The organism is Streptomyces coffeae (assembly GCF_016741875.1).
GTDB classification, from domain to species: Bacteria; Actinomycetota; Actinomycetes; order Streptomycetales; family Streptomycetaceae; genus Streptomyces; species Streptomyces coffeae.
In genome coordinates, this window is the sequence record NZ_JAERRF010000062.1 from 1 (window position 1) to 15,137 (window position 15,137).

The 15,137-nt window shown below is 71.4% G+C and carries 3 protein-coding genes; all 3 read left to right on the plus strand.

What is annotated here, in order from left to right; all coding sequences use genetic code 11:
* On the plus strand, positions 1 to 2,331 hold a 2,331-nt coding region (locus JK363_RS40325), incomplete at its 5' end, for an SDR family NAD(P)-dependent oxidoreductase (protein ID WP_201883310.1).
* A 44-nt stretch (positions 2,332 to 2,375) separates the two neighbouring features.
* A complete protein-coding gene (locus JK363_RS40330) occupies positions 2,376 to 13,427 on the plus strand; it encodes a type I polyketide synthase (RefSeq protein ID WP_201883311.1) in 11,052 nt (3,683 codons plus the stop codon).
* Between the two features lie 109 nt (positions 13,428 to 13,536).
* The coding region (locus JK363_RS40335) for a type I polyketide synthase (RefSeq protein ID WP_201883312.1) at positions 13,537 to 15,137 on the plus strand (1,601 nt) is incomplete at its 3' end.

Sequence of the window (15,137 nt, forward strand, 5' to 3'; positions counted from 1 at the left end):
CTGTTGGAGGCGCTGGCCGGGATCTACGTCCGGGGCCAGGATGTGGACTGGGCGGCCTATCTCGCCCCTTCCCGTCCCCGGCGGGTGGAACTGCCCACCTACGCCTTCCAGCGGGACCGCTACTGGGTCCAGCCGCCGATCCGGCCCGAGTCGGAAAACTCGTTCGACGTACAGGACTGGGCTGATTCCGGATTCTGGGATGCGGTGGAGCGTGGGGATGCCTCGGAGCTGGCCGATCTGCTGGCCTTGCCGGGAGACGAGTCGCTGACGGCGGTGTTGCCCGCGTTGTCGGCCTGGCGTCGTCGGGATCGTGAGCGGTCGGCGGTCGAGGGCTGGCGGTACCGCGTGGCGTGGTCCCCGTCGGCGGATGCTTCCGGTGTGTTGTCGGGGGCGTGGCTGGTGGTGGTGCCGGCCGGGCTTGCCGGTGATGCCTGGGTTGGCGAGTGTGTGACGGGTCTGGCGCGCAGTGGAGCTCAGCCCGTGATGCTCGAACTCGACGCGGACGAGTCCGGCCGTGAGCGGATAGCCGAGCGACTGCGTGACGTGCTCGACGGCGAGTCCGGGTTCGCGGGCGTGGTCTCGCTGCTCGCACTGGCGCCGGGCCGGGACGCGCTGTTCAGGTCCGTGCCTGCCGGGCTCGCCCTGACGCTCGGCTTGATCCAGGCGCTGGGTGATGCCGGTGTCGAGGCTCCGTTGTGGTGCGTGACCCGAGCCGCGGTCGCGGTGACCGGCTCCGAGCGCGTCATCGACCTTGACCAGGCTCAGGTGTGGGGCCTCGGCCGAGTGGCTGCCACCGAGGGCACTGAGCGATGGGGCGGCTTGATCGACCTTCCTGAGGTGGTGGATGCCCGTTTGGTGGGGCGTGTGGCCGGTGTGCTCGCCTCGCGCGAGGCGGAGGGAGAGGTCGCACTGCGTGCCGCCGGTGTGTTCGGTCGGCGTGTGGTGCGTGCCGCGGGGTCTGGTGGTGGTTCCTGGCGGGTGTCGGGGACGGTGCTGGTGACCGGTGGTACCGGTGGTGTGGGCCGGCATGTGGCGCGGTGGCTCGCGCGGGCGGGGGCGGAGCATGTGTTGCTGGCCTCGCGGCGTGGCCCTGCGGCCGACGGTGTGCGGGAACTGGAGGCTGAGGTTGCCGAGTTGGGTGCGCGGTTGTCGGTGGTGGCCTGTGATGTCGGTGACCGTGACGCGGTGGCCGGTGTGCTGGCCGGTGTTCCGGCCGAGGTGCCGTTGACGGCGGTGGTGCATGCTGCGGGTGTGCTGGATGACGGTGTGTTGGACGGGCTGTCGGTGGAGCGGTTCGAGCGGGTGTTGCGGGCGAAGGCGGAGGGTGCCCGGCATTTGCATGAGTTGACCCGTGATCTGGGTCTGTCGGCGTTCGTGTCGTTCTCGTCGTTCTCGGCGACGGTGGGTGGTGCGGGTCAGGGTAACTATGCGGCGGCGAACGCGTATGTGGACTCGTTGGCGGAGGTGCGGCGGTCTGAAGGGCTGCCGGCGACCTCGATCGCGTGGGGCCCCTGGGCCGAAGCCGGCATGGCGGCCGAGAACGCGCTGGTCAGCGGTCGTATGGAGCGGTTCGGTCTGCCGCCCATGGATCCGGAGCTGGCCGTCAAGGCGCTGGAGCAGGCACTCGGTGGCTCCGAGACCTGCCCGGTGATCACCGACGTCGACTGGTCGCGGTTCGCCAAGGAGCTGAGTGGATCCCGGGCCAGCGCGCTCTTCAGTGAGATCGCCGAAGTGCGGGAGCTGTACCGGACTGTTGGGGGCTCTTCCGAAGGCGGTCCCGCCGAGTCGACCTCGGCGCTCGCCGAGACCCTGACCGCTCTTCCGGTGGCCGAACGGGAGTCGGTGCTGCTCGACCTGATCCGGAAGCACACGGCCACCGTGCTGGGATACGCCGCCCAGACGGGGATCGACGCGGAGCGCGGCTTCTTCGAGATGGGCCTCGACTCGCTCACCGCGGTGGAACTGCGCAACCGCCTGAACACGGCGAGCGGCCTGAGGCTGCCGTCCACCGCCCTGTTCGACTACGCGTCCCCCACCGCGCTGGCCCGCCACCTCCTGGCAGAGCTGGCCCCGGACCAGAGTGCGCCGGAGAACGCACTGCCCGCAGAGATCGACCGCCTCGAGTCCGTGCTCTCCGCACTCCGGGAGGACGACATGGCGCGGGCCAGGGCCGTGGTCCGACTCCAGTCCATGCTCGCGAAGCTGAGCCAGGCCGGTGCCGCGTCCGGTGGGCTCGGGGCAGCGGGCGACGACGCCGTGGACGACGATCTCGACGGCGTGTCGGTCGACGAGCTCTTCGACGTCATCGACCGAGAACTCGGGGATGCCTGAGAATGATCATGAACCGTGTGGTGTCCACGAGGGGGCAGGGCTAAGTGTCGAACGAAGAGAAGCTTGTCGAGTACCTGAAGCGGGTCATGGCCGACCTGCGTCAGACACAGCGACGCCTTCGTGATGTCGAGGACAAGGCCCAGGAGCCGATCGCGATCGTCGGGATGAGCTGCCGCTTCCCCGGGGGCGTCCAGTCCCCGGAGGAGCTGTGGGCGGTGCTCGCCGGCGGCGGCGACACCGTGGCCCAGTTCCCGGACGACCGAGGCTGGGACCTCGCCGCCCTGTACGACCCGGATCCGGACCGGGCCGGCACCTCGTACGTGAAGGAAGGCGCCTTCCTGTCCGACGCGGGCGCCTTCGACCCGGCGTTCTTCGGCATCTCACCGCGCGAGGCTCTGGCCATGGACCCGCAGCAGCGGCTGCTGCTGGAGACCAGCTGGGAGGCGATGGAGCGAGCCGGTATCGCACCCGCGTCGGTGCGCGGCAGCAAGGCCGGAGTCTTCATCGGCACCAACGGCCAGGACTACATCGAGGCCCTGCGCCAGGCTCCGAAGGGCGTCGAGGGCTACCTGGCAACCAGCAGCGCGGCCAGCGTGATGTCCGGCCGGCTCTCGTACACCTTCGGCTTCGAGGGCCCCGCCGTGACGGTGGACACAGCATGTTCGTCGTCGCTGGTCGCCCTGCATCTGGCCGTGCAGTCACTGCGGCAGGGCGAGTGTTCGGTCGCCTTCGCCGGCGGCGTCACCGTGATGACGACACCCGGACTCTTCGTGGAGTTCAGCCGCCAGCGGGGGCTCGCCGCCGACGGCCGTTGCAAGGCGTTCGCGGGCGGCGCGGACGGCACCGGGTGGGGCGAGGGCGTGGGCATGCTCCTGCTGGAGCGCCTGTCCGACGCGCAGCGCAACGGCCACCCCGTGCTCGCCGTGGTCCGGGGCTCCGCCGTCAACCAGGACGGCACCAGCAGCGGCCTGACGGTGCCCAACGGCATCTCCCAGCAACGGGTGATCCTCCAGGCACTGGCGAACGCCCACCTGTCCTCGGTCGAGATCGATGCCGTCGAGGCGCACGGTACGGGTACGACTCTGGGCGACCCGATCGAGGCGCAGGCGCTGCTGGCGACGTACGGCCAGGACCGCCCCGAGGGCCGGTCGCTGTGGCTGGGCTCGGTGAAGTCGAACATCGGGCACACCCAGGCCGCGGCCGGTGTCGCCGGTGTGATGAAGATGGTGCTGGCGATGCGCAACGGGCTGCTGCCGCAGACTCTGCACGTCGACGAGCCCACTCCGCACGTCGACTGGTCGGCGGGCGCTGTAGAGCTGCTGACCGAGGCCACGCCGTGGCCGGAGACCGAGGAACCCCGCCGGGCCGGTGTGTCGGCGTTCGGCGTCAGCGGCACGAACGCCCACGTGATTCTGGAGCAGGCTCCGGTTCCGGTTCCGGAGGAGGACCCGGCTGGGGAGCCGACTGCGGACGTCGCGTCGCCGGTGGTGGTGCCGTGGGTGGTGTCGGCGAAGTCCGAGGGCGCGCTGCGGGGGCAGGCGGCGCGGCTGGCTGCCTCTGTGTCTGAGCTGTCGCCCGTGGATGTGGGGTTCTCGCTCGCCACCACTCGGTCGGTGTTCGAGCACCGGGCCGTGGTTCTCGGCGATCTGGACGGCGGGTTGGAGGCGCTGGCCGACGGTCGTGAGGTTGCGGGTGTGGTGTGGGGGAGTGCGGGCGGCTCGGATGGGCGTGCTGTGTTCGTGTTCCCCGGTCAGGGTTCGCAGTGGGTCGGCATGGCGGCGGAACTTCTCGTTTCCTCGCCGGTGTTCGCTCAGCGGATTGGTGAGTGTGCGGCTGCGTTGGCGCCGTTCGTGGACTGGTCGCTGACCGACATCCTTCGCGACATGGACAGCGAGGGTTGGCTGGAGCAGGTCGATGTCGTCCAGCCGGTGTTGTGGGCTGTGATGGTGTCGTTGGCTGAGGTGTGGCGGTCCTACGGCGTGGAGCCGGCTGCGGTGATCGGTCACTCGCAGGGTGAGATCGCCGCTGCGTGTGTGGCCGGCGCTTTGTCGTTGCAGGATGCGGCGAAGGTGGTGGCGCTGCGGAGCAAGGCGATTCGGGCGCTGTCCGGGCGCGGCGGAATGGTCTCCGTCTCCCTCGATATCGAGGCCGTTCAGGAACGTCTGACCGCCTGGGACGGCCGTCTGGCGGTCGCGGCGGTCAACGGGCCGGCCGTGATGGTCGTTTCCGGTGACGTGGACGCGCTGGATGAGCTGCTGGCCGCCTGTGAGGCGGACGGTGTGCGAGCTCGTCGTATCGCGGTGGATTACGCCTCGCACTGCTCGCATGTCGAGGAGATCGAGGACGTCCTCCTGCGAGACCTGGCGGACATCGCTCCCCGGGCGGCATCCGTCCCCTTCTATTCGACGGTCACGGCCGGTGTGCTGGACACCTCTGGTCTGGATGCGGGCTACTGGTACCGCAATCTTCGTCAGACGGTCCGGTTCGCCGACACCGTCCGTGCCCTGCTCGACGACGGCTTCGGCCTGTTCGTGGAGTCCAGCGCGCACCCGGTGCTGACGATGGGCATCGAGCAGACCGCCGAAACTCACACCGACATCCCCGTCACGGCGATCGGTTCACTGCGTCGCGAAGAGGGCGGACTGCTCCGCTTCCTCACCTCGGCCGCCGAGGCGTTCGTCGGCGGCGCGAGTGTCGACTGGGCCGGACTGTTCGCAGGTACCGGCGCCACCCGCGTCGACCTGCCCACCTACGCCTTCCAACACCAGCACTACTGGCTCAAGTCGCCCGCCTCCGGCGTCGGTGATGTGGCGGCCGTCGGCCTCGGGTCGGCGGATCACCCGTTGCTGGGAGCGGTGGTGTCGCTGGCGGACGCGAACGGGCTGGTGCTGACCGGCCGGTTTGCACAGGCGGCTCAGCCCTGGCTGGCCGACCACCTCGTGCTGGGCAGGGTCGTGGTGCCGGGGACCGCGTTCGTGGAGCTGGCATTGCGGGCGGCGGATGCGGCAGGGTGCCGGAGCCTGGAGGAGCTGACGCTCCAGGCGCCGCTGGTGCTGCCGGAGGACGGCGCGGTGCAGGTGCAGGTCGTCGTGGGCGGTACGGAAGATCCGGGCCGCCGCGATGTGGGCGTGTACTCACGCGTCGAGAGTGACGACGAGGAAACCTGGACCTGCCACGCCAGAGGCGTGCTCGCCCTGGCCGATGCCGAAGCTCCCGCAGACGCGGGTGAGCTGGCCGTATGGCCGCCGACCGGATCCGCGCCGCTCACGGTGGACGGCTTGTACGAGCGGCTGGCCGGACTGGGGCTTGAGTACGGGCCGGTCTTCCGTGGCGTACGGGCGGCCTGGCGGCGCGGCGACGACGTGTTCGCCGAGGTCGCCCTCCCGGAGGAGCAGCGGGCGGAGGCGGAACGCTATGGCATCCACCCGGCGCTGCTGGACGCCGCGTTGCACGTGACCGGCGTCGGTCACCTGACCGGTCAGCATGCCGGCGATGCCGACGAGACGGGTGCGGCACGACTGCCGTTCGCGTGGAGCGGGGTGTCCCTGCACGCCACGGGCGCGACCACGCTCCGGGTGCGCCTGTCCAGGGCGGGAGCGGACGGCGTGTCGGTGCTGGTGGCCGACGTGACCGGGGCGCCGGTGGCGTCCGTCGGCTCGCTGGTGGGCCGCCCGGTCTCGCCGGAGCTGCTCGACAGCGCGGCGACGCGGTCGTCGCTGGATTCGTTGTTCGGGCTGCGCTGGGAGACGGTCCCGGCCGTGGCCGCGACAGCGGCCGCCGCGGATGACTGGGCGGTGCTCGGTACGGAATCCTCGGGCACTGGGGCGGTACCCGAATCGGCCGGGAGGCTGGTGGCGTCGCTCGCCGACCTGTCCTCGGCCACGGCGGAGACCTTCCCACGGGTCGTGCTCCTGCCGTGCTTCTCCCCGGCGGGCACGGACCGGGAAGCGGAGGACCTGGCCTCCGCCACGCGTGAGCTGACGAACCGGGCGCTGCGCGCCGTACAGGAATGGCTCGGCAGTGCGCCCGCCGAATCATCGAGGCTGGTGTTCCTCACCCGGGGCGCGGTGGCCAGCGCGCCCGGCGAGGATGTGACGGACCCGGCGGCGGCCGCTGTGTGGGGCCTGGTCCGCTCCGCGCAGACGGAACACCCGGACCAGTTCCACCTGGTCGACCTCGACCCCGTGCGCGAACTCGGCACCTGGAACGGTGCCGCCGACGCGGCACTCGCGGCACTCGCAGCCGACGAGCCACAGATCGCCGTACGCGCTGGCGAGTTCCGCGCTCCCCGGCTGGTCAGGGCGGCGCCCGCGCCGACGGCGGCCGGGCCGACCGGGCCCTGGGGCGCCGACGGGACCGTGCTGATCACCGGAGCGAGCGGCGTACTGGGCGGCCTGGTCGCCCGCCACCTGGCCGCCCAACACGGTGTACGGCGCCTGGTACTGCTGTCACGCCGAGGCGGGGACGCCCCCGGCGCACCGCAACTGGCGTCGGAGCTGGCGGAGTTGGGCGCGCAGGTCGTGTTCGAGGGCTGTGACGTGGCGGACCGTGAGGCGCTGGCCGGTGTGCTGGCGCGCATCCCCCAGGACATGCCCCTGCGCGGGGTGGTGCACACGGCGGGCGCACTGGACGACGGTGTGGTGGACACGCTCACGCCCGAGCGGGTGGACGCCGTACTGCGCCCGAAGGCGGACGCGGCCCTGCTCCTGCACGAACTGACCCGGGACCTGGACCTGTCGGCGTTCGTGCTCTTCTCCTCCGCCGCCGCGACGTTCGGCGCGGCCGGACAGGCCAACTACGCGGCGGCGAACGCCCTCCTGGACGCCCTCGCCCAGCACCGCCACGCCCAGGGCCTGCCGGCGGTCTCGCTGGCCTGGGGCTTCTGGGCCGAACGCAGCGAGATGACCGGCCACCTGGCCGATTCCGACCTCGCCCGCATGGCCCGCGGCGGCGTCGTACCGCTGTCGTCGCAGGAAGGACTTGCCCTGTTCGACGCGGCGACCGCCGCGGACGAGGCACTGCTGGTTCCGGTGCGGCTCGCCGGCTCGGTGCTGCGGGGCGGGAACGGCCCCGTACCGCCGCTGCTGCGTCAGCTGGTGCGTGCGTCCGCGCGGCGCACCGCGGCAGCGTCCGCGATCGCGCCCGGCACGCCCGACGGCCTCGCCGCCGACCTGGCCGGACTGCCGGCGGCCGAGCGGGAACAGGTCGTACTGGACCTGGTGAGCACCCACATCGGCGCCGTACTGGGCTACGGACCGGGCGACCAGGTCGCAGCCGACCGCGCCTTCCGCGAACTCGGCTTCGACTCGTTGACGGCGGTGGAGCTGCGCAACCGGCTCAACGCGGCCACGGGCCTTCGGCTGCCGGCCACGCTGGTGTTCGACTACCCCACGGCCGCCGGGCTCGCCCGCCATCTGCTGGCGGAGCTGACGGCGGCGGGCGACGCCAACGGCGCCGCCACCGCGCGCCCGGCGCTCCCGGCCACCCGGACGGCTACGGCGGTGGACGAGCCGATCGCGATCGTCGCGATGAGCTGCCGCTACCCGGGCGGCATACGCACCCCGGAGGACCTGTGGGCCCTCCTCACCAGGGGCCACGACGCCATGGCCGCGTTTCCGGACGACCGTGGCTGGGACCTGGAGGCGCTGTACCACCCGGACCCGGACCACAAGGGCACGGCGTACGCCCGCGAGGGCGGTTTCCTGTACGACGCGGGCGACTTCGATCCGGCGTTCTTCGGGATCTCGCCGCGTGAGGCGCTGGCGATGGACCCGCAGCAGCGCCTGCTCCTGGAGACTTCGTGGGAGGCGCTGGAGCGGGCGGGCATCGACCCGGCGTCGGTGCGCGGCAGCCAGACCGGCGTGTTCGCCGGGATCATGCACCACGACTACGGCTCCTTGGCGATCCCGGAGGGCGTCGAGGGCTACATCGGCAACGGCACCGCCGGCAGCATCGCCTCGGGCCGTATCTCGTACACGTTCGGGTTCGAGGGTCCCGCGGTGACGGTGGACACGGCGTGCTCGTCGTCGCTGGTCGCCTTGCACCTGGCGGTGCAGTCGCTGAGGCAGGGTGAGTGTTCGCTGGCACTGGCCGGCGGTGTGACCGTGATGGCGACGCCGGCGTTGTTCGTGGAGTTCAGCCGTCAGCGGGGTCTCGCTCCCGACGGGCGCTGCAAGACGTTCGCGGCAGGCGCGGACGGGACCGGATTCTCCGAGGGCGCCGGCATGCTGCTCCTTGAGCGGCTGTCCGACGCGCGGCGCAACAAGCATCGCGTGCTGGCGGTCGTACGCGGTTCGGCCGTCAACCAGGATGGCGCGAGCAATGGTTTGACGGCGCCGAATGGTCCGTCGCAGCAGCGGGTGATCCGGGCCGCGCTGGCGAGTGGGGGTCTTTCCGCTGACCAGGTGGATGCGGTGGAGGCGCATGGTACGGGTACGAAGCTGGGTGACCCGATTGAGGCGCAGGCGCTGTTGGCGACGTACGGGCAGGACCGGCCGGAGGGCCGGCCGCTGTTGCTGGGCTCGGTGAAGTCGAACATCGGGCACACGCAGGCGGCGGCGGGTGTGGCCGGTGTGATGAAGATGGTGCTGGCCATGTGGCACGGGCTTGTGCCGCAGACGCTGCACGTCGATGAGCCGTCGCCGCACGTCGACTGGACGATGGGTTCCGTCGAGCTGGTCACCGAGGCCACGCCGTGGCCCGAGACCGGCCGACCCCGCCGCGCAGGTGTGTCGTCGTTCGGCGCCAGCGGGACGAACGCACACGTGGTCCTGGAGCACGAGCCGGCGCCGGACGTGGCTGCTGACGATCGTGCCGGAGCTGGACCGGTGGTGGTGCCGTGGGTGGTGTCGGGCCGGTCGGAGAGCGCGTTGCGGGGGCAGGCGGAGCGGTTGGCCGCTTGTGTGGGTGGGTTGTCGCCGGTGGATGTCGGGTTCTCGCTGGCTGCGACTCGGTCGGTGTTCGAGCACCGGGTTGTGGTGTTGGCTGGTGAGGGCGACGGTTTGGCGGGTGGGTTGTCTGCGGTGGTGGCGGGTGAGCCGGCTGCTGGTGTGGTTCAGGGGCAGGTGGTGCCGGGGAAGCTGGCGGTGTTGTTCTCCGGGCAGGGTAGTCAGCGGGCGGGTATGGGGCGGGAGCTGTATGAGGCGTTCCCTGTGTTCGCCGAGGCGTTTGACGAGGTGTGTGCGCAGTTCGACGGTTTGTTGGAGCGGTCGTTGCGTGAGGTTGTCTTCGGGGATGGCGATGCTCTGGATGCGACGGGGTTCACGCAGTGTGGTCTGTTCGCGTTGGAGGTTGCGCTTTACCGTCTGATCTCGTCGTGGGGTGTGATGCCTGGCTTCGTTGGTGGGCATTCGATCGGTGAGATCGTGGCTGCGTTTGTGGCGGGGGTGTGGTCGCTTGAGGATGCGTGTGTGTTGGTGGCGGCGCGTGGTCGGTTGATGCAGGCGTTGCCTTCGGGCGGGGCGATGCTGGCGGTGGAGGCTGACGAGGCGTCTGCGCGGGCTGCGTTGGCCGGGCGAGCTGCGGTGGACGTGGCTGCGGTCAACGGTCCGTCGTCCGTGGTGGTTTCCGGCGCTGAAGCGGTCGTGGCGGAGCTGGATCAGGTGTGGCGGACTGAGGGGCTGCGGGTACGTCGGCTGCGGGTGTCGCATGCGTTCCATTCGCCGTTGATGGAGCCGATGCTTGCCGAGTTCCGGCAGGTCGTCGAGCGACTGACGTATGAGGCTCCGCGTATCCCGTTGGTGTCGAATCTGACCGGTGAGCTTGTCGCGGACGAGGTGTGTGACCCGGAGTACTGGGTGCGGCACGTCCGTGAGGCAGTCCGCTTCGCTGACGGCGTCTCCCACCTCACCACCCTCGGTGTGTCTGCTTTCCTGGAGCTGGGCCCGGACGGTGTTCTCTCCTCGATGTGCCAGGACAGTGCTCCGGAGACGCTGTTCGCGCCGGTCCTGCGCAAGGACCGCGACGAAACCACCTCTCTGGTGGAGGCGCTGGCCGGGATCTATGTCCAGGGCCGGAGTGTGGACTGGGCCGCCTATCTCGCCCCTTCCCGTCCCCGGCGGGTGGAACTGCCCACCTACGCCTTCCAGCGGGAGCATTACTGGCTGGAGGCGGCGCCGACGTCCGGTGATGTCGCCTCGGTGGGTCTGGGTGCGGCCGATCACCCGTTGCTCGGTGCGGCCGTGACACTGCCCGACTCCGACGGCTGCCTGTTCACCGGCCGCGTCTCCGCGCGTACGCAGCCGTGGCTGGCGGATCACGCGGTGCTGGGTGCCGTTCTGATGCCGGGGACGGTCTTCGTGGACCTGGCCCTTCACGCCGGTGCCCGGTTCGGATGCACGCGGGTGGACGACCTGGTTCTGGAGGCACCCCTGGTCCTGCCGGAGAGCGGTGGGGTCCAGCTTCAGGTCGCCGTCGGCGGCCCGGACGACAGTGGCCGACGCCCGGTCAACGTGTACGCGCGTCAGGAGTCCGGCGACCCGGACCAGCCGTGGACGCGGCACGCCGGCGCTGTGGTGACCAAGGGTGCCGCCGAGGCCGCGGAGTCGGTTTCGGACGAGCCGGGTGTGTGGCCCCCGGTCGGGGCGGAAGCGCTGGACATCGAGGGCATGTACCAGCGGTTCGCGCTGGGCGGACTGGCGTATGGACCGGTGTTCCAGGGCGTGCGGGCGGCCTGGCGGCGCGGCGACGCGGTGTTCGCCGATATCGCGCTGCCGGAGGAGCACGCGGCGGAGGCCGTGTACTACGGACTCCACCCGGCGCTGTTGGACGCGGCCCTGCACATGGCCGGGCCGGGCGGCCTCACCGGACCGGGTGCGGAGGTCCGGGACCAGGACCAGATCCGGCTGCCGTTCGTCTGGAACGGGGTCTCCCTGTACGCCACCGGCGCGAGCAGGATCCGGGTACGGCTTTCGTCCGTCGGGGCCGACGGCGTGTCCGCGGTCGTGGCGGACGAGTCCGGCCGACTGGTGGCCTGCGTGGACGAGCTGGTGACGCGCCCGGTCACGGCCGAGCAGATCGACACGGCCCGGGGTGCCGCCCTGCGTGAGTCGCTGTTCCGGCTCGACTGGCGCGCCATGCCGCTGCCGGCGACCGAGGTGCCCTCCGCGCTCCGCTGTGCCGTGGTGGGCGGACCGGGCGACGACGGTCTGGCCGCCGGCCTGCGGTCGGGCGGCTGGGACGTGGCGACGCACGCGCACCTGAAGGCCCTGGGCGAGACCCACACCGGCTCGCACGCGGAGGGCGACGGCGGCGGCCTCTCCTTCCCGCAGTGGGTCTTCCTCCCCGTACCGGGCGCTCTCGAGACCGGCACGGGTGAGGGCGAGCGACTGCGGTCCGCGGTGGCCGGGACGCTGGCGTGGGTACAGGAATGGCTGGCGGACGACCGGTTCGTCGATGCGCGCCTGGTGATCGTCACCCAGGGCGCGGTGAACACCTCGCCGCTCACCGCGGACCCCTCCGAGCAGGCCGTACGCGACGCGGTCGGGGCCGCCGTCTGGGGCCTGGTGCGCTCGGCGCAGGCGGAACACCCCGACAGGCTGATCCTCCTCGACGTCGACGACCCGGCCGAGGCCGCGTCCGCAGTCGTGGCTGCCGCCCTCGCCTCGAGCGAGCCGCAGCTGGCCGTACGCGCAGGACGCGTACTGCTGCCCAGACTCGTCCGCGCCAAGGAGACCGGACCGACCAAGGAGACCGGACCGACCAAGGAGAGCGGGTCGTTCGTGGACCGCGGACCGGCTGCGACCTGGGACCCGCAGGGCACCGTGCTGATCACCGGCGCGAGTGGCACTCTCGCCGGTCTTGTGGCCCGGCACCTCGTGGCCGAGCACGGGATACGGCACCTGCTGCTGCTGAGCCGCAGGGGCGCCGAGGCGGATGGGGCGGCGGAACTGACGGCTCAACTCACCGCGGCGGGCGCCTCGGTGACCTGGGCAGCCTGTGACGCGGCGGACCGCGACGCCCTCGGCACGGTGCTCGCGGGTATCCCCGCCGAACACCCGCTGAAGGGCGTGGTGCACGCGGCAGCCGTGCTGGATGACGGAGTCGTCACCTCGCTGACCCCGCAGCGGATCGGCGCGGTGCTGCGCCCGAAGGCGGAGGCGGCTGCCGTCCTCCACGAACTGACGGCCGACGCCGACCTCACCGCGTTCGTGCTCTTCTCCTCCGCGGCGGGCACGCTGGGCGCTGCCGGACAGGGCAACTACGCCGCCGCGAACGCGTTCCTCGACGCACTCGTGACCCGGCGCCGCGCCCAGGGCCTGCCCGGTCTGTCGCTGGCCTGGGGGTTGTGGGAGCAGCGCAGCGCGCTGACCGGCGGCCTGGGCGAGGCGGACCAGCGACGCATGGCCGGCATCGGACTCGGCGGACTGCCGACGGCCGACGGACTGGCGCTGTTCGACGCCTGCTGTGCCGGCGAGGCCCCGGTGGTCGCCCCGATGCGGCTGGACGTGGCGGCCGTACGGGCGGCGGTCCGCGACAGCGGCGGCGAAGTGCCGTACGTACTACGGGACTTGGTGCGAGCGCTGCCCAGGCAGCGGCAGGCCGCGGAGGCCGCCGGGGCGGCAGCGGCGGGCCTCCGGGAACGGCTGGCCGGTGCGCCGGTGGTGGATGGCGAACGCATCGTGCGGGACGCCGTACGCCGCAATGTCGCGGCCGTACTCGGCCACGGCGGAATGGAAACCGTGGAACCGTCCCGCGCCTTCAAGGATTTCGGATTCGACTCCCTGACGGCGGTGGAACTGCGCAACCGGCTCAACGCGGTCACCGGACTGCGCCTGCCAGCCACCCTCGTATTCGACTATCCGACACCGACGGCCCTGGCCGCCTTCCTCCACCAGGAGCTGGCTCCCCAGGGCGCACACGGCAGCGACACCGCCGACGTGCCGGTGTCGGTGAGCCTCGACCGGCTCGAAGCCGGGCTGTCGGCCATGACCTTGGAGGAGATCGGCCGCACCGACGTGATGGAACGGCTGCGGAATCTCCTCGCGAAATTCGGTGACACACAGGAAGGCACGGAAAGCGCCGATCTCGTCGAGAAGCTCGAATCGGCGACGGACGGCGACCTCTTCAGAATGGTGGACGATCTCGGAATCAGCTGAACCGACCGTCCTGACAACCGTCCTGATGGACGAGCGACCGGCCTCGGTCGAAGTCCAACCCCTTCCGCCGACTGCCTTGTGGCCGACTGCTTTTTGATGGGAAAGCGCGATGAGTAACGAAGACAAGCTCCGGGATTACCTCAAGCGGGTCATTGCCGAACTGCACCAGACGCGGCAGCGCCTGGTGGAGGCGGAGACTGCGGACCACGAGCCGATCGCCATCGTGGCGATGAGCTGCCGCTACCCGGGCGGCGTGCGCTCCCCGGAGGAGCTGTGGCGGCTGGTGTCTGCCGGCGCAGACGCCGTTTCGGGCTTTCCCGAGGACCGCGGCTGGGACGTGGAAGGGCTGTACGACCCGGACCCGAGCGCCGTCGGCAAGAGCTATGCGCGCGAAGGCGGCTTCCTGCACGCGGCCGGCGACTTCGACCCGGCGTTCTTCGGCATCTCGCCGCGCGAGGCCCTGGCCATGGACCCGCAGCAGCGGCTGCTGCTGGAGACGGGCTGGGAGGCGTTCGAACGCGCGGGCATCGACCCGGCCTCGGTACGCGGTACCCGCACCGGAATCTTCACCGGTGTCATGTATCACGACTACGGCACCGGCCTCGACGCCGTCCCCGCCGGGCTCGAGGGCTACCTCGGCAACGGCACCGCCGGCAGCATCGCCTCCGGCCGGGTGTCCTACACGCTCGGCCTGGAGGGCCCGGCCGTCACCATCGACACGGCCTGTTCGTCGTCCCTGGTGGCCCTCCACTGGGCCGCCCAGGCCCTCCGCCGGCGCGAGTGCACGCTCGCTCTGGCCGGTGGCGTCACGGTGATGTCCACTCCCGGAACCTTCGTGGAGTTCAGCCGCCAGCGCGGCCTCGCCCCCGACGGCCGCTGCAAGCCGTTCGCGGCGGCCGCGGACGGCACCGGGTGGGGCGAGGGCGTGGGCATGCTCCTGCTGGAGCGCCTGTCCGACGCGCGCCGCAACGGCCACCCCGTACTCGCCGTGGTCCGGGGCTCCGCCCTGAACCAGGACGGCGCGAGTAACGGTCTCACGGCACCGAACGGCCCCTCCCAGCAGCGGGTGATCCGGGCGGCCCTCGCGGACGCCAGGCTCTCCGCCAAGCAGGTCGACGTGGTGGAGGCGCACGGTACGGGTACGACTCTGGGCGACCCGATCGAGGCGCAGGCGCTGCTGGCGACGTACGGCCAGGACCGCCCCGAGGGCCGACCGCTGCGGCTGGGCTCGATCAAGTCGAACATCGGGCACACGCAGGCGGCGGCCGGTGTCGCCGGGATCATCAAGATGGTGCAGGCGATGCGTCATGACCTGCTGCCGCAGTCGCTGCACGTCGACGAGCCGTCGCCGCATGTGGACTGGTCGGCGGGCGCTGTCGAGCTGCTGACCGACGCCACGCCGTGGCCGGAGACCGAGGAACCCCGCCGGGCCGGTGTGTCGTCCTTCGGCATCAGCGGCACCAACGCCCACATCATCCTCGAGGAGGCTCCCGCTTCGGCTCCGGAGGAGGAGTCGGCGGCGGAGCCGGCTGGGGATGTCGTGCCGCCGGTGGTGGTGCCGTGGGTGGTGTCGGGCAAGTCCGAGGAGGCGCTGCGGGCGCAGGCGGCGCGGCTGGCCGCCTCTGTACCTGAACTGTCGCCGGTGGATGTGGGGTTCTCGCTCGCCACGACTCGGTCGGTGTTCGAGCAGCGGGCCGTGGTCCTGGACGG